The organism is Scrofimicrobium canadense (genome assembly GCF_009696615.1).
GTDB lineage: Bacteria > Actinomycetota > Actinomycetes > Actinomycetales > Actinomycetaceae > Scrofimicrobium > Scrofimicrobium canadense.
Window position 1 is genome coordinate 48078 of the sequence record NZ_VULO01000014.1, and the last position, 23370, is coordinate 71447.

The window sequence follows — 23370 nt, forward strand, 5'->3', positions numbered from 1 at the left end:
GGTATACTCGATGGGGTAGACGATGAAAGGTAAGACTTGAGTTCCTTCTTTCCCCCAGGTTTCTTTGGTTCCGGACCTGCCGCTGAAGGCGATGATGGCGATGGTAGCCAACGTCAGCGTGTGCAGGTAGCTAATCCGTTCAAGAATCCCTTGGTTATCACGGTAGCCATTGTGGTCCTGATCGGACTCTTTATTTATTTCATGTCCCACTTTTGGACTGAGGTTCTTTGGTATCGTCAGGTTGGGGCAGAACGTGTTCTTTGGACTGGCTGGATTGCGGCGGGAGTCCTCGGTCTCATCGGCTTTATCGTAGTTTTTGCGGTTTTGGCGACGGTCATACATATTGCCTATCGCAAACGTCCAGCGGTCGTACCCGGCGCTGCTGGCAGTTCTCTGCGCGCCTATCAGCAAGCCTTAGAACCAGTACGTAAACTGGTTTTTTGGGGTGGACCTATAGTCATTGGCACTCTCATGGCCTTTGGCTTGGCTGCCAATTGGCGTCAGTTCCTCTTGTGGATCAATAGCACGCCCTTTGGTGAGGTCGATCCTCAGTATGGCCTTGATATTTCTTTCTATGTATTTTCCCTTCCAGTAATGCAAACGCTTGTCAGTTTCTTGATCAGCGTTGCAGTATGGTCACTTATCGCAGTGGTCGTCGTGAACTACATATATGGGGGTATACAGTTCGCGCCCAAATTCCGTTCAACTCCTGCTGCACGAATGCAGGTTGGCATCATCGCAGCAGTCTTGTCACTTCTTATTGGTGTGCGATATTGGATGAGTATCTACACGATGCTTTATCAAAATGGCACCCTGGTAGATGGAGCGCTCTATTCTGACATCAATGCCACGCGTCCCGCTTACATCATATTGGCAGTGATTTCCGTCCTTGTTGCAGCGCTTTTTGTGTTTGCTGCTTTCAAAGGAACGTGGAGATTACCAGTCACCGGTGTGGTAGTGACAGTCGTGGCGGGTCTCGTAATCGGCGTAGTGTATCCGTCACTGGTTCAGCAGTTCCGCGTCACCCCCAATGCCCGTGTAACGGAGCAGCCTTACATTCAACGAAACATTGACGCCACGCTTAAGGCATATGGTTTGGACGACGTTGAGTTCCAAACGTATACCGCGAAAACTGATGCCTCCCCGGGTCAGCTTCGTGAGGATTCTGATTCCACCTCGCAAATCCGCCTTTTGGACCCGGCTATTGTCTCTCCGACTTTTAGGCAGCTTCAGCAGTCTCGGCCCTATTACACCTTCCCTCAACAGCTGGCGGTTGATCGCTACGAAGTCGATGGCGAAAAACGCGACACCGTGATTTCTGTTCGTGACCTCAATCTTGATGGTCTCAATGAACAACAGCGAAACTGGGTCAACCAGCATACTGTCTATACCCACGGTTATGGTGTCGTGGCCGCTTATGGTAATACCGCAAATGGAGACGGCGCACCATCATTTTGGGAGCAGTCGATTCCCTCCGAAGGTGACCTAGGTGAGTATGAGCCGCGAGTCTACTTCTCGGCCAATGCACCTGCGTACTCGATCGTAGGTGCTCCTGAGGGTGCGGCGCCTCAAGAGCTTGACTATCCTGATGACACCGCGCCGTCGGGGCAGGTCCAGACCACTTTCTCTGGTGACGGTGGCCCGTCGGTGGGAAATATGTGGAATAAGCTGCTGTATGCAGTCAAGTTTGGTTCTACTGATATTTTCTTCTCTGATCAAACTAACTCGGAATCACAGATTCTTTATCATCGCGATCCGCTAGAGCGAGTGTCTCGTGTGGCTCCCTTCCTCACTCTTGAACAGCGTGCCTATCCCGCTGTTGTTGACATGGATGGGGACGAATCGACACCAAAGCGTTTGGTGTGGGTAGTAGATGCTTACACCACAGCCAATACCTATCCTTATGCTGAGCATATGTCTCTCAACGAATCGACTACGGATTCGCGTACGCTTGAGGACCAATACTTTGAGGTTGACACTGTCAACTACATGCGTAACTCGGTTAAAGCTGTAGTAGATGCCTATGACGGGACTGTGTCGCTCTTCGCATGGGATGCCGAGGACCCAGTCTTGCAGGCCTGGTCGGGAGTGTATCCGGGCATGGTGAAGGATATTTCCGAAGTTTCTGGTGACTTGATGAGTCACTTCCGGTACCCCGAGGATATGTTCAAGGTCCAGCGCTCACTTTTGCAGACGTACCACATCACTGAAGCATCAGAGTTCTACACGGGTGGTGACCGTTGGCGCCTATCGGAAGACCCGGCGTCTTCCGATGAAAACGGTACTGGCCAAAAGCTGCAGGCTCCTTACTATCTGACAATGCAGATGCCGACCCAGGAAACTGCGGAGTTCTCTTTGACCTCTGTGTATGTACCCGCTGGCACCGGTGAATCGCGTCGCGAAGCAATGGCAGGATTCTTAGCAGTTGATTCAGAAACGGGCAACGAACCAGGCAAGATACGCGACGGTTATGGGAAACTACGCCTCATGGCGTTACCTTCCTCCACGACCGTCCCTGGTCCGGGTCAGGTGCAGAACTCTTTCAACTCAGACCAAGAGATCGCCACGAAGCTTAACCTTTTGGGGCAGCAAGGATCAAAGGTTATTCGCGGTAATCTTTTGACTCTTCCTGTTGGTGGTGGCTTGCTATACGTACAGCCGATCTACGTGCAATCGACCTCCGCAACCTCGTATCCACTATTGCGATACGTACTGACGGCTTTTGGGGATCAGATTGGCTTTGCCTCTACCCTTGAAGCATCGCTAGATCAGACATTTGGTGGTGACGCTCAGGCTACTGTGACGAAACCTGATGGTGCGGGTGCAACAGACACCGAAGAACCATCTGAGAGTCTCACTCCCGAGGAAGAACTCAACCTAGTTCTGGGTGATGCCAGGGATGCGTTGAAGGAATCGCAAGATGCCATGACAGCGAATGACTGGGCGGCCTACGGCAAAGCCCAGGAGAAACTGCAGAAGGCTTTAGAAGAAGCTGTGCTGCTGCGCGGTCTTGATGCGCCTGCAACTGGTGAAGGCCCAGGAACGCCTGGTCCAGAAGGTCCAGATGGGCAAAATGAACAGTTAGGTGATTTGGGTGAGCTAGCAGGGCAGTCGTCCTCGTAGTTTCCCATTGAAAACGTGCGGGTGGTGCGCTTCCAGGGGGGTGCGCCACCCGTTTTGTTTTGGCTACATTGCTACCGCATCCGGGGCGATGTGGTAGCTGCCGGGGCGGTATATCGCCCCGTGAACAGTTTTATGACCCCGTACGTGGGAAAGAGTGGCTAGCTGAAGAACTTCACCGCAGCGCTAAACATGCCCAGGTCAAAGCTTCCGGGTACGTTGCGGTAAAGACCCTCACCTATCCGCTCAGAGTGGCCCATCTTGCCAAATACGCGCCCATCAGGGGAAGTGAGTCCCTCGATAGCCCACATTGACCCAGCGGGGTTGAAGTCAATCTCCATAGTGGGAACACCTTCAGCATCGACGTACTGGGTGGCGATCTGGCCGTGGTCAGCTAACTGACGAAGCTGATCCTCGCTGGCAACGACTCGACCTTCGCCATGCGATATTGCAACCGTCACCACCTGGCCCAAGCTGACATTGGCAAGCCACGGTGAAAGCACAGAAGAGACGCGTGTTCGCACTAGGCGCGACTGATGGCGACCGATCACATTGTGGGTCAGTGTGGGGGTGTTTTCGCATGGTTCCATGATGTGGCCGTAGGGAAGCAGTCCCAATTTGATGAGTGCTTGGAACCCATTACAGATGCCACCGATGAGTCCGCCTCGGATGTCTAAAAGTTGTTCGACTTCTGCCGCGATCTGTGGATTGCGCAGGAACGATGTGATGAGCTTGGCGCTGCCATCAGGTTCGTCACCTCCAGAGAACCCACCAGGAAGGAAAAGCCCTTGGGACGTGGCAAGACGCGTGGAGAACTCGTCAATAGAGTGGATGATGTCATTGCTGGAAAGGTTCCGCACTACGAAGATGTCGGCTGTGCCGCCCGCCGCCTCAATAGCGCGTGCAGTGTCATCTTCACAGTTGGTGCCCGGAAAAACTGGAATGAGGAACGTTGGTTTGGCAGTGAGGGCAGTCGAGCTCCCTGCAAACCTTTGCGAGTAAGAGACTTTTGGGGCTTCCCCCGCAGCGCGCACACGTGTGGGGAAGACATCTTCTAAAACATCCCCCCATTTTTCCTCTTGCGACTGCAGAGTGTAGTCAGAGGTGGTCTTCCCAATTGTTTCTCCAACAGTTGACTCTGGCGCAGTTTCGACGATAATCGCACCGTAATCATATGTGAGGAAATCGTCGGGGTTGCCGTCGAGGCGGAAGCCGATGCGGTTACCCACCGACATCTTGAAAAGTCCTTCAAGCACGCCGCCCAATCCTGGTGTCCACGCGGAGCGGATATCGCCAGCGTGGGCCGCATCGAGGGCCTGCTGCCAGATGGCCTGCAGGCTGGCTGAGGTGGGCAATCCTGCCGCATCGCGTTCTGGTCGCAAGATGGCTAAGCGTGATTCACTGGACTTGAACTCGGTCGTCACGAGTTGACTGGCTTTCCCCACGGTCACTGCAAAGGAGACCAGTGTTGGTGGCACATCGAGGTTTTCAAACGACCCGCTCATGGAGTCTTTTCCACCTATTGCCGCGATTCCGAAATCCTTTTGTGCGCGATAGGCACCCAGAAGGGCTGATAAGGGTTTACCCCAGCGTTCAGCATCATTGCGCAAGCGCTCAAAATACTCTTGGAAAGTGAGATAGCAGTCTTCCAGTGTGCAGCCGCTAGCTACCAGCTTTGCCAGTGATTCAACTACTGCCAGGTATCCACCGGCGAAGGGATCTGCTTCCATGATGAATGGATTGAAGCCCCATGACATCACCGACACAACATCGGTATTGGTGGTTCCAGGTATTTTCGCTGCCATGACTTGGGAGGGGGTGAGCTGCCTAGAACCGCCCAAAGGCATGAGAGCTGTACCAGCGCCGATGGTTGAATCGAAGCGTTCAATGAGTCCTCGTTGCGAGGCCACATTGAGGTCAGAAACGATCTCATCGAAGCTAGTAAAAGGAAAAGAGAAGGCTGCGGGAACGGACACGTGTGCCTTTGCGTGTTTGGCTGCTCCGTTGGAATCTAGGAACTCACGGCTGAGGTTGACTAGGCGTTTACCTTGAAAGTCCATGACGAGGCGCGGCTGCTCGGTCACTTCTGCAACTACGGTGGCTTCTAGGTTCTCTTGAGCAGACAACTCTAGGAAGCGGTTCACATCGCCGGGCTCGAGGACAACAGCCATACGTTCCTGAGATTCCGATATCGCCAGTTCAGTGCCGGTGAGGCCCTCATATTTCTTGGGAATCGTGTCGAGGTTAATCAACAGGCCGGGAGCCAACTCGCCAATTGCGACACATACTCCGCCGGCTCCGAAATCGTTGCAGCGCTTGATGAGACGCGCCGCCTCGGGGTTGCGGAAAAGGCGCTGTAATTTGCGTTCTTCAGGGGCATTTCCTTTTTGAACTTCTGAACCTGCTTCTTCCACTGACGAGGCAGTATGGGTTTTTGACGAGCCAGTCGCTCCGCCGCATCCGTCGCGGCCAGTCTTTCCACCAAGGAGCACAATCGCATCCCCAGGAAGGGGGGTTTCACGGCGTACATTGGCAGCCGGGGCTGCACCAACGACAGCGCCAATTTCCATGCGTTTGGCAACATAGCCGGGGTGGTAAATCTCTGTGACATGGCCAGTTGCCAAACCTATCTGATTTCCATATGAGGAATACCCGTCGGCCGCCTGGTTGACGATCTGTCGCTGGGGTAGTTTCCCAGCCAGAGTGTCACCAACTGGCACCCTGGGGTCGGCAGCGCCAGTGACGCGCATTGCCTGGTAGACATATGCTCGTCCCGAGAGAGGATCGCGGATCGCTCCGCCAATACAGGTGGCGGCGCCTCCAAAAGGCTCGATCTCGGTGGGGTGGTTGTGTGTTTCATTCTTGAATAGCAGAAGCCATTCTTCCCCGTCAACGTCGATGCGAACTGTGCAGGCGTTGATTTCTTCGGATTCATCCAGGCCGGGCAGTAGACCATGAGTACGTAGATACTTTCCTGCGACTGTGGCCAAGTCCATGAGAGTGATGGGTTTTGTTACCCCCAGCTCTTGGCGGGTGTCCAGATAATCACGGTAGGCCTCTTCGGCCCGTGGGTCGGAAAACGAAACGTCATCGAGGTGCGTAAGGAATGTCGTATGTCGGCAGTGATCGGACCAATAGGTGTCGATTACTCGCAGCTCAGTCATGGACGGATCGCGTCCTTCTGAAGTGAAGTATTCCTGGCAAAATGCTAGATCATCAGTATCCATGGCAAGGCCAAGGTCGTTGATGAGGTTCTTCGCCTCGTCCAGATTCAGAGTACGGAAGCCATCGACAGTAGGTACTGACGCTGCGGGTGGGGGAGGCGTCGGGGAAGCCGGTTCATCATCGACGGGTATTTCTTGTGAATCGACCGGGTTGATGAGATAGCGTTTGAGAGATTCCACCTGACTGTCAGAGATATCTCCTTCTAACAGATATATGCGTGCATTGTGAACAAGAGGCCGCTGTCCCTGTGTAAGCAGCTGTAGACATTGTGTGGCAGAGTCGGCTCGTTGATCGAATTGACCGGGTAGATATTGCACACCGAAAAAAACATCTGCTTTTGGAAGACTATGATGCACCAGATCAGTTGGCGGTTCAGAAAAGACGGTAGTGATCGCTTGGTCTAAGAAACGAGGATCGAGGTCGTGAATATCGTAGCGTTGAAGCACCCGCACGGCTGTAAGCCCTTCAATCCCTAAGAGATCACGAGCATCGGTGAGTACCTGGGTGGCCTCAGCGGCAAAGTCAGGTTTTTTCTCGACGTAAATCCGGTTGATCATTGCTGCGATCCTTTTGCTTCCAGGGCGCGGGCGCCAATATCTTCACGGCGGTGTAAACCATCAAAATGAACGTGGTCGGCCGCTTTGTATGCGTTGGTGACTGCTTCCCCAAGGTTCTTGCCCGAGGCGACGACAGCTAGTACCCGTCCGCCAGCTGTCACCAGTTTTCCTTCTAACAGTGCAGTCCCCGCGTGGTAGAACTCTGCCTCAACTGGTTCAATGGTGATCTCTTTACCTTTGTCGTATGTGCCAGGATAGCCGCCACTGGCTACGACGACACAGCAGGTGGCTCCATCAGAAAAACGCACATCGACCTCATTTAGGCGCTCATCGCGAACGGCCTGCATAATCTCAAGTAAGTCACTCTCAAGCAGAGGGAGGACAGCCTGTGCCTCCGGGTCGCCGAAACGGCAGTTGTACTCGATGACTTTAGGGCCGTCCTTGGTGAGCATGAGACCAAAGTAGAGGCATCCTTTGAATGGGCGACCTTCCGCGCGCATAGCAGCAATAGTGGGTTCAAGGATCTGCTGCCTTGTTATTTCGGCAATATCTGAAGTGTAAAAGGGGTTAGGTGCAATAACGCCCATGCCACCGGTGTTGGGGCCTTCATCGTTGTCGAAGGCACGCTTATGGTCCATGGATGAGACCATCGGGACAAGGGTAGTACCGTCGGTGAAGGCAAGAACCGACACCTCGGGGCCCTCCAAAAATTCTTCGATGACAACAGTTTTTCCCGCATCACCGAAGCGTGCTTCACCCATCATGTCGTGGACTGCGGCTGACGCCTCGTCCAGATTCTGTGCAATGATCACGCCTTTTCCAAGAGCTAACCCGTCGGCTTTGACGACAATGGGGAATGACTGATCTTGGAGGTATTCCAAGGCGGCCTTCTCATCGGTGAAAGTCTTATGTCGCGCCGTGGGAATCTGGTACTTTTCCATGAGCTCTTTCGAAAAAGCCTTAGAGCCTTCGATAATTGCGGCATCTGCACTGGGTCCGAAAGAAGGAATTCCGGCTTCTTCCAATGCGTCCACAGCACCCAAAACAAGGGGATCGTCAGGGGCGACAACCGCAAAGTCGACCGAATGACTCAGCGCGAAATTGACGATTGCAGGAATATCGGTGGCGCTGATGGGGACACATTCAGCGTCCGCAGATATTCCCCCGTTCCCTGGAAGTGCGTAGATTTTTTCTACAGTCGGATTCTTACGCAATGATCGGATCAGGGCGTGCTCGCGGCCGCCGCCCCCCACCACCATCAGATCCATTCGGGCTCCATACGATTGTGCCGGTGTGACCCCTCTAGGGTAATGGGTTGTAGCTTGCGTGTGGAGACTCGTCCGTCGCGCGAAAAGAAAGACACACATAAAACCCCCACTGCAACGGAGGAATGCGAATACATGTATCTATTTCTCGGTGGCATCATCAGCGGCGTTCTCACGCTCCTCTAAAGCATCCTCATACCATTGCGTGAGTTCTGGATCGTCCGAGTCAAGCCATGCTCCGGCCCCCTGGTCAGGATCGGATTCAGCTGCTGAGAACACGAAATCATCGCCGTGCTCTTGAATTCCAATGCGCACACCTTCAGTAATTGCGATCCGCGCGTATTGTTGCCGCAAGATGAACGGATCTCTAGAAAGATCTTTCCACCATGCGACCATCAACAGCACCAGGATGACCGCGAAGGGGAGTGCCGAGACGGTGACTAATGCTTGGAGGGCGCTGAGAGAGTCTTCTCCACCAGCTAGCAGCAAGGTAATGGCGATGAGCGATAGAGATACGCCCCACCCGATAGTGAGTGTTTTTGTGGGCCGTGGGCGTCCCCGCTCTGTGATCGAAGCCATCACCAATGAGGCAGAGTCTGCGCTTGTGACAAAGAAGACGACTAACGAAATAATGACGATTACCCCAGTAACAAGAGGCCAAGGAAGATTTGTTAAAACTTGGAATAGAACGTCTTGACTAGTAGGAGCGGCAGAGATACCAGCACCATTCATCTCCATCCAGATTGCCGTGCCTCCGACAGTCCCAAACCAAACCAAGCACACTAGGGAAGGCACCAAAATGGTGACTGTGACGAACTCCCGCAAAGAACGACCCCGGGAGATTTTTGCGATAAACATGCCTACGAATGGTGTCCACGACACCCACCACGCCCAATAGTACGTGGTCCACGCCTCCAGGAAATCTGCTGCTTCTGGTCCCGATGCCCCAGATATCGACAGCATAGATCCAATATCGGCGAAGAACGTAAGAGCTGATGAAGGAATAATGTTGAGGAGGAATACTGTAGGGCCAGCAATGAATACGAAGACACAAAATATGGCGACTAACATCATGTTGATGTTAGAGAGCAGACGGATTCCGCGTTTGATCCCGGAGACAGCGGAAGCCAAGAAAAGCACTGTCACTGCAACCATGAGGCCGATGACTACGCCATTTCCTAGTGGCCCAATTCCACTGACAATCTCTACGCCTCGCGCAATTTGAAGAGCGCCAAGTCCCAGGGATACCGCTGTTCCGAAGAGTGTTACAAGGATGGCGAATCCGTCAACAACTGGGCCAAATAGTCCGCGAGTTTTCTCCGAAAAGATAGGGTCAAGGATCGCTGAAATGAGGCCAGGGCGTCCTCGCCTATATGTGACATAGGCGATTGCTCCCCCCACCAGCGCATAATATGACCAGGCTAGAGGACCCCAATGCAGCAGTGTCTGAGCTAGGGCCGCACGTGCCGCATCGTAGCTTTGAGGCTCAAAGTCGAAGCCTGGAGGGGTATCGAGAAAGAATGCGAGGGGCTCGTACGCGCCGAAAAAGAGCAGACCTATTCCCATACCAGCGGAGAAGAGCATCGTAATCCACGAAAGAGTGGAAAACTCAGGCTTCTCATCATCGGCACCCAGTCGAATGTTTCCCTTGCGAGAATATCCGACAATCAGCATAAAAACGAAGACCGTTACCGTAAGTAGGGAGAAGAACCATCCAGCGTTGGTCGATACCCAATGAACAGCTGTATTCGAGGCATTAGCCAAGAGGTCAGGTGCTATCAGACCGCAGACGATGATACTGATGACGACTACGCCGGTGGCGATGAGAACCGGCCAGTTGATAGAAAAGCGCGGACCATCCTCACTTACCCCGATTCCGGGAATCAAGGCTGGGTGAAGAGGCGCTGGTTCTTTGGTGAGTACTTGGACGGCTCGCTGCATTCCCTTTTTCTTTGGATGGGAGCTGCGTGCGTGATCAATGGGGTCTGTGCCTGGCATTGTCTCAGTGTGGGTCGACGTGCCGTTCTGCAACGGCCGAACCTAATTGAGGTTAACAGGATTTACCCAAGAGGCAATTATGCGTGAGGCAGGTCTCTCTAGAAGACTGCAAAAATGTGGCGCCAAGCTTGAAAGTTTGGGTATCCTTAAATCATATTATGGATATGACAAGAAAAGTATTATTCCTCATCAGCTGCGTCGTTGGCGCAGCAGTTTTCTCTGCCGGCTGCTCTCAGCAAACTTCTGAGATCACTGGCGAAGGGCAGAGCAACAGTGGTGAGACACCTCTCGTTCTCACAACTTTCACAGTCCTGCAAGACATAGCGCACAACGTTGCCGGTGACTATCTACGTGTGGAGTCAATCACCAAGCCAGGTGCTGAAATCCATGGTTATGAACCAACACCAGGTGACATTGCCAGGGCAAGTGGCGCAAGCCTCATACTGGACAACGGAATGGGCCTGGAAGCATGGTTTGAGAAATTTGTCGCCGGGATTGATGCGCCCCATACAGTAGTATCCGACGGGGTAGAAGTGATCGCTATCGCGGAAGACGCATACAAAGGGCTCCCAAACCCTCATGCGTGGATGAGTCCAAGAAACGCACAGACCTATGTAGACAACATGGTGCAAGCTTTTTCCGACCTACAGCCGGAAAATGCCGATGACTTCGCTGCGAACGGGCAGGCCTACAAAAAAGAACTCCGAGAAGTGCAAGATCGCCTGGAAGCTGCATTAGCGACTTTGCCTGACAATGAACGCGCTCTTGTTACGTGCGAAGGGGCTTTTTCATACTTAGCAAGAGACGCAGGACTTCAAGAAGCATATATTTGGCCAGTTAACGCTGAACAACAAGCCACCCCGACACAAATTGCTGAGGCAATAGAGTTCGTTAAAGACAATGATGTGAAAGCAGTTTTTTGCGAGTCGACGGTTTCCGATGCTCCTATGCAACAGGTAGTCCGCGCTACCGATGCCCAGTTTGGAGGCACCCTCTACGTCGATTCGCTGTCGGAACAAGGTGGCCCCGTTCCAACATATCTTGAGCTCATTAACCACGACGTTGACACAATTATTGCAGGTCTCACTGGAGATGTGCGATGACAGTGGCAGTGCAGGTGCGTGCAATCTCAGTCAATTACGGTGATGTTGAAGCCCTACGCAATGCCAGTATCACTCTCAGTGAAGGGCTTGTGTACGGACTGGTCGGTATGAACGGTTCGGGAAAATCGACATTAATGAAGGCAATTATCGGTTTGCTGCGGCCCGAATCTGGCTCCGTCTCTATTCACGGGAAATCTCCCGTTTTTGCGCGGAAAACAGGGGCGATTGCGTATGTGCCGCAAAGTGAAGATATCGACGGCGCATTTCCTATTTCGGTATCAGAAGTAGTGATGACAGGACGGTATGGTCATATGGGCCCAATGCGTCGCCCCCGTCGCACAGACAAAGAAGCGGTGAATGCCGCACTGGAACGGGTAGGGCTCCTTGACCTGGCACAGCGCCCTATCGGGCAGCTCTCTGGTGGTCAAAAGAAACGAGTTTTTGTTGCTCGCGGTATAGCTCAGGATGCAACAGTAATGCTTCTCGATGAGCCTTTTGCAGGAGTCGACAAGACCTCTGAAGCAACCATCACCGCGGTACTCCAAGACCTAGCGTATGAAGGAAAATGTATCCTCGTGTCAACGCATGACCTTATAGCCCTTCCCGGCTTGGCCACTGAATCTGTACTACTGCGTAAAGAGGTGCTGGCTCAAGACGCAACGGACGTAATTTTGAGACCAGAAAACCTAGTCCGCGCATTTGGTATGGACCCATTGGCGAAACAATCTGAACATTCTCGAAAAGAAGGGGAAGCCGCGTGAACCTTGTCGCGATACTCAGTGAGCCCTTCCAATACTCATTCATGATCACTGCTCTTGGCACGGCAATCATCTCTGCCCTCGCATCTGCATTACTGTCCTGCTGGCTAGTGCTTATTGGATGGTCTCTCATGGGGGATGCCGTTTCGCACGCAGTCCTGCCGGGGGTCGTATTGGCGTATATCTTTGGGCTACCGTTCGCTTTTGGAGCTGTCATCTTCGGCTTTATTGCTGTCGGACTCATCGGTACTATCCGAGACACCTCGCGCATCAAAGAAGATGCCGCTATAGGCATTGTCTTCACCACTCTTTTCGCCTTGGGACTAGTTCTTGTGTCAGTGACACCAAGCCACGTAGACCTTGGGCACATACTCTTTGGAAATCTGTTAGGCGTATCGCCAAGGGACCTCATACAGGTCGCCGCACTAGGCGCAATAGTCATAGCCGTATTGCTCTACAAACGCCGAGATCTCACGCTGTTCGCCTTTGACCCCACGCATGCGTACGCCATCGGACTTAGCCCCCGCTGGCTCAGCGCTCTTATGTTAGGTTTACTTGCTATTACGGCAGTAGTGGGACTGCAATCAGTTGGAGTTGTTCTTGTCGTTGCAATGCTTATCATTCCCGGTGCCACCGCATATCTTCTAACAGATCGTTTTTCGACCATGCTAGTAATTGCTCCAACCATGTCCGTCATTTCCGCAATTATTGGCCTCTATTTCAGCTATTACTTAGACACTGCAACTGGCGGAATGATCGTTCTTACCATGGGAATAATATTTACTGGAGTATACCTTTTTGCGCCGCGGCAGGGACTTTTGGGGCGCCAACTACACCGTCAAAGGAATCATACGAAAGCTCTGGCATCGGCGTAAACGCCGAAAAGACAGTGCTAGATTTGGTAGACCTTACCGGTGCGGTGGATGATCTGACTATGACTTCGCCGCAAAAGAGATATTCCAAGGCTGAGAAAGCGCTTCTCATTGGCGCTGTGGCCATGATTACGATATTTGCTTTTGAATCGCTTGCAACCACCACAATCATGCCTTCCGTAGTGGAAGCACTGGGCAGCGAATTGTGGTTGCCGCTTGCGGCGGGTGCGCCTCTAGCCGCCCAGGTCTTCACATGTGTAATCTGTGGGCCCCTAGTTGATGCTCGCGGCGCCGTACCGTTCTTGTTAGGAGGAGTAATCTCCTTCGCTGTGGGGCTCCTTCTGTGTGGAGCCGCCCCCTCCATGGTTGTCTTCACGTTGGGGCGCACCATTCAAGGCTTAGGTGCCGGTCTTGCGGTTGTCCCTCTCTATGTCTTAGTGGGTGCTATTAGCACATCGGAACATAGACGCACGTTCTTTGCTGCATTCTCGATGGCGTGGGTTCTCCCGTCCCTCATTGGAGCCCCAATCGCGGGATTTGCCGCGCAAACGGTGGGGTGGCGTCCTGTATTTTGGGTTGTTTCCATCCTTATCTTCGTCACTTTGTTGCCGCTGCTACCGCTCATGCGTCTGGCTCCAGTGCCGTCAGGGTATGTTGGAAACGCTTTTGTGCGTAGGGCCATCTATGCGCTCATCGTGGCTTTAGGCTTGCTAGCCACCCAAGCATCTGCTGTTGTCAACGGATTAGTATCTTTGGTCCCGCTGATTCTCGGGTTAGCGGTGTCATTGCTTGTCCTACCCACATTACTTCCAGCGGGGACATTCAGCGCCCGTCCAGTTCTTGGTGCGATGATTGCAACGCGAGGCTTGACCATTGCAGCCAATGTAGCTGCAATCTCTTTGATTCCCATGGTCTTAGAGACCGTCCGAGGGTGGGATCCGGCGGAAGCATCACTAGTCGTGGCAGCAGGATCGATCTCATGGGCGGCAGGCTCTGCATTCCAGTCGCGCATCAATCAGCGTCGCGAACGTCTACCTCGCTGGGGAAGTGTGTTTCTCGCAGTGGGAATGTTGCCAGTTCTCACATTGGCTTTTCCCCATGCTCCGGTATGGATCGGTGTCGTTGGGTGGACGCTTGCGGGGCTTGGCATAGGCCTTACACATGCTACTTTGTCAGATTTGGCCTTGGAGCAGACGCCGGTTTCCAAACATGGAGAGGTATCATCGGCTCTGCAGCTAGCCGACAACGCGGGTCCAGCGTTAGCTCTCGGTTTTGTGTCATTGGCGCTTTCGCTCAGCACACAAAGTGGGGTGGCACCGTGGTTCCCCGCGCTCAGCATTGCCGCAGTTATTGCACTGCTAGGTGTCTTTGCTGCGCACAGAATTGCTACCGCTGTGTCTGAGAGGGAATGAAATACCGTTTTGCTGCTGAAAGCTTCTGTGCTCGCATAAAAGTACTACGTCAACTGCTGGAAAATTGCGACATCGAAGCTAGAATAACGCACACATAACCAGCAACTGACGCATGCTAGGTATGTGACGGGGTGGTGTGGTGACGCAGGGGCGCCAGGTTCGTAGCAAGTGCATCGGTGGCGTCCCCCCACGTTCCAATAGAGATGCTGTCGAGCCCTTGCCACATGGCAGCAAGGCGAAGTTCATCGGCGACACGTTGCGCATCTTCAGGTCTAGGGTCGTGCCACCACGCCGATTGCACCTTGAGGCACGAGTTCTTTCGATCTGCCTTGAGATCTGCCCGCATAGACAGGCGGTCATCGACCAGGATCGGCAAACTGTAGTATCCAAACTGCCGTTTTTTCGCCGGTGTGTAGATTTCGATGCGATAGTCCATTCCGAAGAGAGCCTTTGTGCGAGGGCGGTGCCATAAGAGGGGGTCGAAAGGAGACAGAATACTGACGCCTTCAACTCGGCGCGGAACCGTGAGCTTTGGGTCTGCAAAGGCCGGAGAATCACCAAGTGATACTGGTATGGCGAGGCCGTCCTCGACTAGCTCGCGTATTGCTTGACGTGCCACTGCAGGGGAGAGACGAAAATAGTCCGCGAGGTCAGGTAGTGTACCAATTCCATAGTTTCTGAGTGATATCTGAAGTAGTTGTCGCACAGCGTCTTCACGAGGCATATCCGTTCTCAGGTATGCGGGGGGTATAACGTGTTCTGCTAGCGCGTAAACACGTTGAAAGTTCTCGCGGCGAGCGACCGCCACGTCCCCACAAAGAAATAGCCATTCTAGAGCACGTTTGGTATCTGACCAGTCCCACCATCCAGCTTTAGATCCCCTCTGGGATTCTTCTAGTGCCGATGCTGTCTGAGGCCCTTCGTCTTGCAATCGGTTGAGAATCTGCGGCAACAGATCCTTTTTTGCCTGGAACCATGAGGAGTGTTTATGTGTGCGCTGACGATACTCTTCCATGCGGAATCCAAAAAGAGGGCGATTCTCGGTCGGGATGACTGCCGCACAATGTGCCCAGTACTCGGTAAATCTCTTAGGATCCTCGAATGCAAGACGGTCGAAGTCTGCCCGATCATAGTGCCCTAGGCGGGAAAACAGCGGCATGTAGTGGCTGCGAGCAAAAACATTCACCGAGTCAATCTGCACGGCACCAAGATGGTGTGTCATGCGTGAGAGAGATGTCTTGGTGTCAGAAGTACGCTGGTGAAGTTTCAATGAACGAATTGTGACTCGGCGCGCCTCAGCAACAGACAATGATTCCCTCATCCCATGAGGGTAACAGGGCAATTGTTCTTCACCTGCCAGTTGCGTGTTATGTGTCCGTTATGGAAGGCGGAAGGTCGCAAAAATCCAGCACCTGACGAGGAAGGGAAAGAGCTAGAGGCGATTCTGTGCACCCAAGCCCAAAGAAATCCCGATTGCTACCACCATACAAATGATGAGTGTTGCTAAAAAACTCAATAGAATCGGCCGGAGTCCTAGACGCATAAGCGAACGAATATGGACACCTAGACCGAGGGCGAACATTGCTGCGGTGAGAAAGAACTGCTGAAACAGCTTGACCCATTCCAAAGCAGTGGGAGGAATCAGGCCGGTGGTGGCAACAAGAATCATCGCGATGAAACCCAAGACGAAAAGAGGGACCAAAGGAGGTTTTTTCTGTCCGGCCTGTGAAGATGAAGTACGGCGTTTGACCAGTGACATGATTGTCACCATCGGAGCCATGAGGAGAACTCGGGCTAGCTTGATAGGAACAGCTATTGCTAAAAGAGGTGCTCCACCCGCGATTCCGGCAGCTGCAACGACTTGGGCTACTTCATGTACTGAGCCACCAATGAAAGTTCCAGCAGTTCCATCCTCCAGGTGCAGCATAGACACAACGACTGTGTTTATAGGGATCATAAGAGTGCCAAAGAGAACGACCAATGCAATCGCAGCGGCGACTATTTCGTCGCGTGCTCGTACTATTCCTTGCATTCCGGCGATGGCTGCGGCCCCGCAAATGGAAAAACCTGATGCGATAAGGACCGTGAGGTTCCATTCGACTTTGAGAGCTTTACCTAGAAGAAGCGCCGCCACAAAAGTAATAGTCACGGCGGCTATAACGATGACGAGGACGCCTGGCCCCAATGCGAGAACGTCAGGAATCGACAACTGGAGACCCAACAGGACAACTCCCCAGCGCAGCAAAGACTTTGCTGAGAAAGAAATGCCCGGCTGTAATGATTGAGATATGCGGAGAGTATTACGTGCAATAACTCCGATGATGATTGCTAAAAGGAGAGGACTGAGTCCAGTTATGCCGGTGGTTGTCCCCACACACACCAGCGCGGTGCCAACACATAGGGATAGGCCCGGTATTACAGATTTGATGGAGCTAATGCTGGGAAGGATGCGTGGTTGTGGATGCGTTTGGCCCTCTGTCATGGTGTCAAGTTTCCCTCACAAGCAATAGTGCTCATCCACATTGGAACATGGGGTCATACACTATTGGTATGAGTTCTCAGTGGCAAGCGCGACGATCCTCGGGGGAGATTAACGTCATTTCGTTAGAGCTTCTTGTGCTTGTAAAAGAGAAAGGCGGGGTGGGCGTAGCAGCACGCGAGGTCGGTGTAAGCCAGCCTCAAGCTTCACGCATGATTGCTGCCTTGGAAAAACGTCTATCCCTTCCTTTGGTCCGACGTACCCCACTGGGGTCTACTCTCACTGAAGCGGGCGAGAGTATTGCGCTTCGAGCTAGGCAAATCCTTGCAGAATATGAGCGTCTTCACATAGACGCAGACCGCCTGCGGGGGCGCATGCCTGAACAGCTGAAACTTGCAGCAAGTAGAACTGTTGGCGAACAGTTGGTGCCAGAATGGACAAAAGCTATGAGCCAGATGGGGTGGGCAACCAGTGTTTCATTCAAAGTTGATAATTCAGCTCGAATCATGGACATGGTAGATACAGGTGAAGTTCCACTTGGTTTTGTTGAAGTTCCTCAGCCGCCAGTTGGCTTCGTGATGGAGGTTCTTAGGCGTGACAGAGTAGTCTTGATCGTCCCTAGAAGCCATCCTTGGTCAGGTAAAAGACTTACTGTTGCGGAATTGGCTGGGGTCCGTTTTGTTGAGCGTGAGGTCGGTTCAGGTACTCGAGATATTCTAGATGTTTACCTTCCCCAGCGTGCATTACCTATTGCAGAGTTTGACTCTAATACCGCAATCGTTCATGCAGTTGCACAAGGAGTTGGACCCGCATTTCTTTCTGAACTTGCGATTCGTGACCAAGTTGCTACTGGAGATATCTCTATTGTTCCTATCGTGGGCCTCGTGATGGAAAGACCACTGTGCGCTATTTGGAGATCTGAGAATGCGTCTCTTCCCGGTGTCGAGCAGGTACTGTCTGTGGTGAGGTCCCTTGAGCTTCAGACATGAAGCTGAGGTATCGCAGCTAACAGCTGGCGAGTATAGGGTTCCTTGGGTGAGTGCAGGACGGAAGTAGTTGCACCCGCCTCGACAACCTCACCGTCTTTGAGAACAATTGTCTGTTCGCAGAGCTGACTGACAATGGCAATATCATGACTTACCATTATCAACGTCAGCCCCAGCGTTTCCTTCAGCTGATGAAAGAGATCCATCAGCTGAGCTTTGACAGATACATCAAGTGCTGAAACAGGTTCATCGGCAATGAGAACCTGAGGTTTGGGTGCCAAGGCGCGGGCGATAGCTATGCGCTGACGCTGGCCCCCTGAAAATTGGGATGGAAACCGGTTGGCAGCGTCGGCTTCTAAACCAACAGATTCCAAAACCTCACGTACTCGAAGATTACGATCTCCTGGTATCTTCAGTGATCTTAAGGGTTCGGCAATGATGTTGCCTACTCGCATTCGTGGATCCAATGATGACCGAGGATCCTGAAAGACTGCCTGTACGCGGTGCCGATATTCTCTCATGAGAGTGCGGTCACGTGGGTTTAGGGGCTTGTCTTCCCACAGAACACGTCCCTGAGACGGCTGATCCAACCCCAAAAGTATATTGAGAATAGTCGACTTTCCCGCGCCGGATTCACCCACAATCCCAGTGCTTTGGTGAGAAGAAATAGATATGTTGACGTCTTTGAGGGCTTCGACTTGGCTAAAAGTGCGCGAAACACCTTGGAGCTCTAGGAGATTAGTCATTACTCACCCTCACTCTATTGACGTTACGAGCTGCAGTTAAGAGAGTTTGGGTATATGGCGCAGAAGGCTTGCGGAGAATCTGCTGGGTTCCTCCACTTTCTACGATTCGCCCCCTCCGCATCACCACAATCTGATCCGCAACAGTTGAGACAACAGGAAGATCATGGGAAATGAATACCAATGTCGTACCAGTTTGTGCAACAAGGCGTTGCAACAGTGCCAAAATCTCTGCTTGGACAGTAACATCAAGCGCTGTTGTCGGCTCGTCCGCAATGAGCACTTCTGGCTCATTGGCTAGTGCCATCGCCAGCGCGATACGTTGACGTTGGCCTCCAGAAAGCTCCCAAGGGTAAGATCGCATGACGCGATCAATATCAGTGATAGCCACCATATCTAAGAGCTCACTGACCTTGGTGTGCAGTTGATTTTTCTTTCTTACCCCACGTAAGCGAAGTGGCTCTGCTACTTGCTTACCGACCCGCATCAGTGGATCCAGAGCAGTCAAGGGTTCTTGAAAAACCATTGCGATGCGGTGTCCGCGGATGCGCTGAAGCTCTCGCTCGGGAAGCCCCAAGATTTCTTGTCCGCCGAGGTGCACACTTCCCGACGCGTGCAAGCCATCGGGCAATAGTCCCATAACCGCTAAAGCTGTCATGGACTTACCAGAGCCCGATTCTCCAATAATTCCCAGCCGTCCGCCTGCGGCAACCGACCAAGTGGCTTCATCTACTACCGCATGACCAGAAGCATCCGTGACTGTGAGGCCTTCAACGTCGAGACTCATCAGGCGCCTCCAATCGTGGGATCGCGGTACTCACGTATTCCATCACCTAACAGGTTTAAACCAAGAACCGTCCATGCGATGGCAAGGCCAGGAGCAATTGCACCCCACGGTTGAACGGCCACAGTTGACTGGGCTTCAAGAAGCATCCTTCCCCAACTGGGAGCAGGGGGAGGGGCGCCCAGGCCCAAATACGAAAGCGACGCCTCGGCCAAGATGGAAGAACCTGCCAAGAGAGTCAGCTGGACAACCAGCATAGGGGCAATATTGGGCAGAACATGAATGAGGAGAATCCTCCACCATGACGTCCCAGAAATACGTGCAGCGCGAATGTAATCCTCACGGAGGACCCGCGACACATTGATGCGAGTAACGCGCGCGATAACCGCAGCCCCTGAGATTCCAATGGCGATGACAGCTGAAGAAAAGGAGGCGCCTCGCACAGCAACTATCAACATAGCCAAAAGAAGAGTGGGAAAAGCAATCATGATATCGATGCCTTTAGAGACGGCCACATCCAACCACCATGTTGTTGCCGCTGCAGCCACTCCCAATATGATGCCCAGTAAGCCAGCAATAGCGATAGTGCTGATCGCAACAAGAATTGCCGACGTGGCGCCGCCCATGAACTGGCTGAAAAGATCTCTGCCCAGTCTGTCGGTTCCCAGCCAAAAGTCTGCTGAGGGCCCTCCCAAACGCGGGCCATAGCCGACCAGATCAGCTGAATAGGGAGTCCAAAAGAATGCGACGACACCTACGATAACGACCGTGACTGTCATGATGCTGCCAGCAACGAGAGACCAGGAACGCTTGCGGTGAGGGAGCGGAGCCTGAGAGGAATCCTCGACTTCGGCCTGAACTACGCTGCTACTCACAGGGCCTCCTCTTGGCGCAGGCGGGGATCAATCGAGCGTTGTATCGTATCGACGAGGGCATTGAGGATAAGCACCACTGCGGTCAGTAGCATGACCAAGTTTTGAACAATCGGCAGGTCACGCGACGTAGTCGACTGAAGAAGTAATTGTCCAAGCCCAGGTAAGGCAAACACGTTTTCTACAACTACCGCGCCAAGTAGTGAAGTTCCTAGTTCGATACCGAGAATCGCGACTACTGGGACCGCAGCATTGCGCAGCCCATGGCGCAAAAAGGCCTGCCACCGTGACTGTCCAAGAGAACGCGCCGTGCGCATGTACTCAGTATCCAATACGTCTAAAACGGAGGAACGAATGTATCGCACCATAACAGCAGACATGACTATAGCAATCGTAAAGGCTGGCAAGGTGAGGGCCCAGATAGCTTGACCGGGAGTTTCCCATCCCGTTCGGGGGAAGTTCCCCGAAGGGAACCACCCCAACGTGAGCGCAAAAACCCACACCAGAATCACGCCAACCCAAAACACTGGGACTGCCAAACCGACTTGCGAGAAAGCTGATATCGCGACCCCGAGAGGCGAGCGTCGTTTCATCGCTGCTAGGACACCTAAAGGAACTGAGATCACCACGGCAAGAAAGAATGCCCCCAAGCTCAGGGGCACAGTGATGGCAAGTCGGTGAGAGAGAAGATCCGAAAGGGGAGCTTTCGACACCAACGACACGGTCTGGCCTGTAAAAAGATCATGCAGCCAGGTTCCGTATTGGGTCCATACGGGTTGGTCTGTTCCCAGTTCTTCGCGGAGTTGCTGCAGCTGCTCGGGAGTGGTTCCCACCCCGAGGGTAGCTGCAGCGGTGTCGCCTGGGAGCATGCGAATGAGCGTAAAAATCAATACGCTTGCCAGGAAAAGCGATATCAGCAGGGATACCAGCGTCCGTACTGCACCTTTCCAACCATGCATGCCCATGGGCGATCACCAACTCTCTTGTATTGATCCCTTTATTACTGGGCTTTGACTATTTCTGCAACATAGAATGGCTCCGCATTCTTATCTGGTGAGAAGCCAGTTACGCCTGCCTTAGCAATGCGGATTTGAGGAGCCATGAAGAGCCATGCTGAAGGGGCCTCTTCTGCAATGATCCGCGAAATCTCGTGAATCGCTTCGGTCTGTTCCTCCGCAGACGACGCCTCATCAGACTTTTCCTTGAGCTCTTGCACTTGCGGATTGTCATACTGCCAGTAGAAATCAGGATTGGCGTACCACAAGACATCACGCGGGTTATTGTGATCCATCAAAGTGGTTTGGTAGTCCTTATTGGTGTAAACATCTTCGTACCAGGTTGAGTCGTCAATCGGCACCAAATTGAGTGTGACACCGACATCGGCAAGATTAGATTTCAACTGCTGAACGATGATTTCTTGGGTGCTACCTGCCACGTATTTGACGTCAATGGACAGTCCCTCTGCTCCAGCCTCGGAAAGAAGTTTCTTCGCAGCATCGGGATCATAGGCATGGATCTCAGCAAATGACTCGTCATACCAGGGCTCTGAAACCGGTGGCATAGATCCAATAACTTTGCCATAGTCGCCCCACACGGCAGTCAGAAGAGCATCACGGTCAATAGCTTTATAGAGCGCTTGGCGAACGCGGACATCGTCAAAAGGTGCCTGCTTGTTGTTGAATGTCCATACCCACTTCTTGATGGAGTTCCCATCGGTGACTACGAACTCAGGGTTGTTTTCAAACGTTGCCAGCTGATCTGGGCTTTCCTGCTGAATCACTAAATCAACCGCGCCGGTTGTCAGTGCATTGTTCATAGCAGTTTCGTCGGCAAAGAACTGGAAAGTTACACCATCATTCTTGGGTGCTTCGCCCCAATAATTCGGGTTGGCTTCTAGAGTCAAATGGTCGCCTTGTACCCATTCGACGAGGCGATATGGGCCCGTTCCGTTATCACGAGTGTTTTCTTTATCCCCATCTTTGACGACGGTGACTGAAGCCAAAAAGAAAGGCAGTGACGCGCTCTTATGGTCCAATGTAAGAACTAGTGTCTGGTCGTCAGGGGTTGCGATGTCGCTGATAACCCGAAGGTCGGATGCGCGAGCTGACTTCGACTCAGGTGAGATCGCCTCGGAAATCGACCATGCAGCATCTTTCGACGTGAGGGGAGTGCCATCGTGGAAAGTTACGTCCGGTTGCAAGGTGAACGTGTAGGTCAGGCCGTCTTCTGACACGGTAATATCTTGGGCCAAAGTGTTGACCACCTCGCCCGCCTCGTTAATAGAGGTCAGTCCCTCGTAGACATTCCGGGTAGTCGTTTCGGAAATGCCCGATGAGCCTCCAACATTACGTTCAAAACTTGTTGGTTCATTCGTGGTGCCGATGATGATTTCTGACGACTGTGACGTGCTTGCTGCGCTCTGACCGCCAGTATTTCCACTTTGACTGGTGTTTGTGGAACCGCATGCGGAAAGAAGTAGGCCGGCAGCAAGTGTGCTTGCGACGAGTGAGCGTCTGTAGTGGTTTCGTTTCATTGCTTGATTTCCTCTATCTATTGCAGTGTAAAACTATTCCCCAAAAGAGATATAGATGGTGATACCCAGGACACATGGACGGCTAAGTGCAATCCGTTCGTATGGGGAGGGGATTAGGCGATTTAGCGCATACAACAACACATGAGAGAGGTACACATGTGTTGGGTTGATATAGGTGCGACCAGAATGTTAGCCATAGCTCAGACTTTAGCACGGGCACCAACCCAAAAAGAGAGTATGTGACTAAAGTCCTGCCTCGAAAAAGCTCCTGATCTGTGGGGTTATCATTTCTGTGATGATTGGCATTTCAACTATGTTTAAAGCTGTTGTATGTGACAAACCCCCGACATGAGGAAGACCACTATGATCTGCCTTGTCAGGGAGGTGGTATGCGACTACAGTTGGTAAAGCCGACGCGGGGTGGAGCAGTTCGGTAGCTCGCCGGGCTCATAACCCGGAGGTCGTTGGTTCAAATCCAGCCCCCGCTACCAATCGTGATTGGCCCGAGTTTCCAACGGAAACCGGGCCTTTTGCTTTACCGGCTCTTCGGACTTTGGTGGGGTGTGAAGGTGTTTCATACTTTTAGGTGTGATCCAAAAAGATAATAGAAACACCTTCACTGTCTCTGATCCTACGTTGATTCTTCAGGCTTTGGTGAGTTTG

16 protein-coding genes and 1 tRNA gene are annotated in these 23370 nt (G+C 52.6%); 7 read left to right on the forward strand and 10 right to left on the reverse strand.

The features are described from left to right. The first annotated feature begins 36 nt into the window (after positions 1 to 36). The gene (locus FYJ24_RS11050; protein ID WP_206192674.1) at positions 37 to 3123 is read left to right on the forward strand and encodes a UPF0182 family membrane protein; all 3087 of its coding nucleotides are present in this window, start codon (positions 37 to 39) and stop codon (positions 3121 to 3123) included. 158 nt (positions 3124 to 3281) lie between these two features. Here FYJ24_RS11050 and FYJ24_RS11055 read toward each other — a convergent pair whose 3' ends face one another. The 3 genes from FYJ24_RS11055 to FYJ24_RS11065 form a co-directional block, all read right to left on the reverse strand. Further along, a complete protein-coding gene (locus FYJ24_RS11055) occupies positions 3282 to 6902 on the reverse strand; it encodes a phosphoribosylformylglycinamidine synthase (protein WP_154546378.1) in 3621 nt (1206 codons plus the stop codon). After that, positions 6899 to 8170: a phosphoribosylamine--glycine ligase gene (purD, locus tag FYJ24_RS11060; protein WP_154546380.1), complete on the reverse strand. Its 1272-nt coding sequence runs from the start codon at positions 8168 to 8170 to the stop codon at positions 6899 to 6901. The genes FYJ24_RS11055 and purD overlap by 4 nt, the downstream gene beginning before the upstream one ends. A 138-nt stretch (positions 8171 to 8308) precedes the next feature. Next, positions 8309 to 10165 (reverse strand): BCCT family transporter, encoded by a 1857-nt coding sequence (locus FYJ24_RS11065; protein ID WP_154546382.1) that lies wholly within the window; start codon positions 10163 to 10165, stop codon positions 8309 to 8311. 164 nt (positions 10166 to 10329) lie between these two features. Here FYJ24_RS11065 and FYJ24_RS11070 point away from each other — a divergent pair, with 164 nt between their 5' ends. The 4 genes from FYJ24_RS11070 to FYJ24_RS11085 are packed head-to-tail and all read left to right on the forward strand — an operon-like array spanning position 10330 to position 14310. Next, positions 10330 to 11268 (forward strand): metal ABC transporter substrate-binding protein, encoded by a 939-nt coding sequence (locus FYJ24_RS11070; protein WP_225872140.1) that lies wholly within the window; start codon positions 10330 to 10332, stop codon positions 11266 to 11268. Beyond that, positions 11265 to 12029: a metal ABC transporter ATP-binding protein gene (locus tag FYJ24_RS11075; RefSeq protein ID WP_154546386.1), complete on the forward strand. Its 765-nt coding sequence runs from the start codon at positions 11265 to 11267 to the stop codon at positions 12027 to 12029. Before FYJ24_RS11070 ends, FYJ24_RS11075 begins: the two co-directional genes overlap by 4 nt. Next, positions 12026 to 12901, forward strand: coding sequence for a metal ABC transporter permease (locus FYJ24_RS11080; RefSeq protein WP_318656674.1), 876 nt, complete (start codon positions 12026 to 12028; stop codon positions 12899 to 12901). Before FYJ24_RS11075 ends, FYJ24_RS11080 begins: the two co-directional genes overlap by 4 nt. A 59-nt stretch (positions 12902 to 12960) precedes the next feature. Beyond that, a complete protein-coding gene (locus tag FYJ24_RS11085; RefSeq protein WP_206192675.1) occupies positions 12961 to 14310 on the forward strand; it encodes an MFS transporter in 1350 nt (449 codons plus the stop codon). A 115-nt stretch (positions 14311 to 14425) separates the two neighbouring features. Here FYJ24_RS11085 and FYJ24_RS11090 read toward each other — a convergent pair whose 3' ends face one another. Together FYJ24_RS11090 and FYJ24_RS11095 are read right to left on the reverse strand one after the other, a co-directional pair. Then, positions 14426 to 15631, reverse strand: a complete 1206-nt coding sequence (locus FYJ24_RS11090) for a winged helix-turn-helix domain-containing protein (protein ID WP_154546390.1) — start codon at positions 15629 to 15631, stop codon at positions 14426 to 14428. 111 nt (positions 15632 to 15742) lie between these two features. Further along, positions 15743 to 16792 (reverse strand): YeiH family protein, encoded by a 1050-nt coding sequence (locus tag FYJ24_RS11095; RefSeq protein WP_154546392.1) that lies wholly within the window; start codon positions 16790 to 16792, stop codon positions 15743 to 15745. Between the two features lie 68 nt (positions 16793 to 16860). Here FYJ24_RS11095 and FYJ24_RS11100 point away from each other — a divergent pair, with 68 nt between their 5' ends. Then, positions 16861 to 17778: a LysR family transcriptional regulator gene (locus FYJ24_RS11100; protein ID WP_206192676.1), complete on the forward strand. Its 918-nt coding sequence runs from the start codon at positions 16861 to 16863 to the stop codon at positions 17776 to 17778. Here the strand turns inward: FYJ24_RS11100 and FYJ24_RS11105 are convergent. From FYJ24_RS11105 to FYJ24_RS11125, 5 genes are read right to left on the reverse strand one after another with little or no spacing between them, the layout of a single operon-like run. Beyond that, complete coding sequence (locus FYJ24_RS11105; RefSeq protein WP_154546396.1) at positions 17769 to 18521, reverse strand: ABC transporter ATP-binding protein; 753 nt, start codon at positions 18519 to 18521, stop codon at positions 17769 to 17771. The genes FYJ24_RS11100 and FYJ24_RS11105 overlap by 10 nt on opposite strands. Next, the gene (locus FYJ24_RS11110; protein WP_154546398.1) at positions 18514 to 19305 is read right to left on the reverse strand and encodes an ABC transporter ATP-binding protein; all 792 of its coding nucleotides are present in this window, start codon (positions 19303 to 19305) and stop codon (positions 18514 to 18516) included. The genes FYJ24_RS11105 and FYJ24_RS11110 overlap by 8 nt, the downstream gene beginning before the upstream one ends. After that, positions 19305 to 20177 (reverse strand): ABC transporter permease, encoded by an 873-nt coding sequence (locus FYJ24_RS11115; protein WP_318656675.1) that lies wholly within the window; start codon positions 20175 to 20177, stop codon positions 19305 to 19307. Before FYJ24_RS11115 ends, FYJ24_RS11110 begins: the two co-directional genes overlap by 1 nt. Then, positions 20174 to 21139, reverse strand: coding sequence for an ABC transporter permease (locus tag FYJ24_RS11120; protein WP_318656676.1), 966 nt, complete (start codon positions 21137 to 21139; stop codon positions 20174 to 20176). The genes FYJ24_RS11115 and FYJ24_RS11120 overlap by 4 nt, the downstream gene beginning before the upstream one ends. A 35-nt stretch (positions 21140 to 21174) precedes the next feature. After that, positions 21175 to 22707, reverse strand: a complete 1533-nt coding sequence (locus FYJ24_RS11125) for an ABC transporter substrate-binding protein (RefSeq protein WP_154546400.1) — start codon at positions 22705 to 22707, stop codon at positions 21175 to 21177. A 414-nt stretch (positions 22708 to 23121) separates the two neighbouring features. Here FYJ24_RS11125 and FYJ24_RS11130 point away from each other — a divergent pair. Next, positions 23122 to 23198: transfer RNA gene (locus FYJ24_RS11130), tRNA-Met, on the forward strand. Positions 23199 to 23370 lie beyond the last annotated feature (172 nt).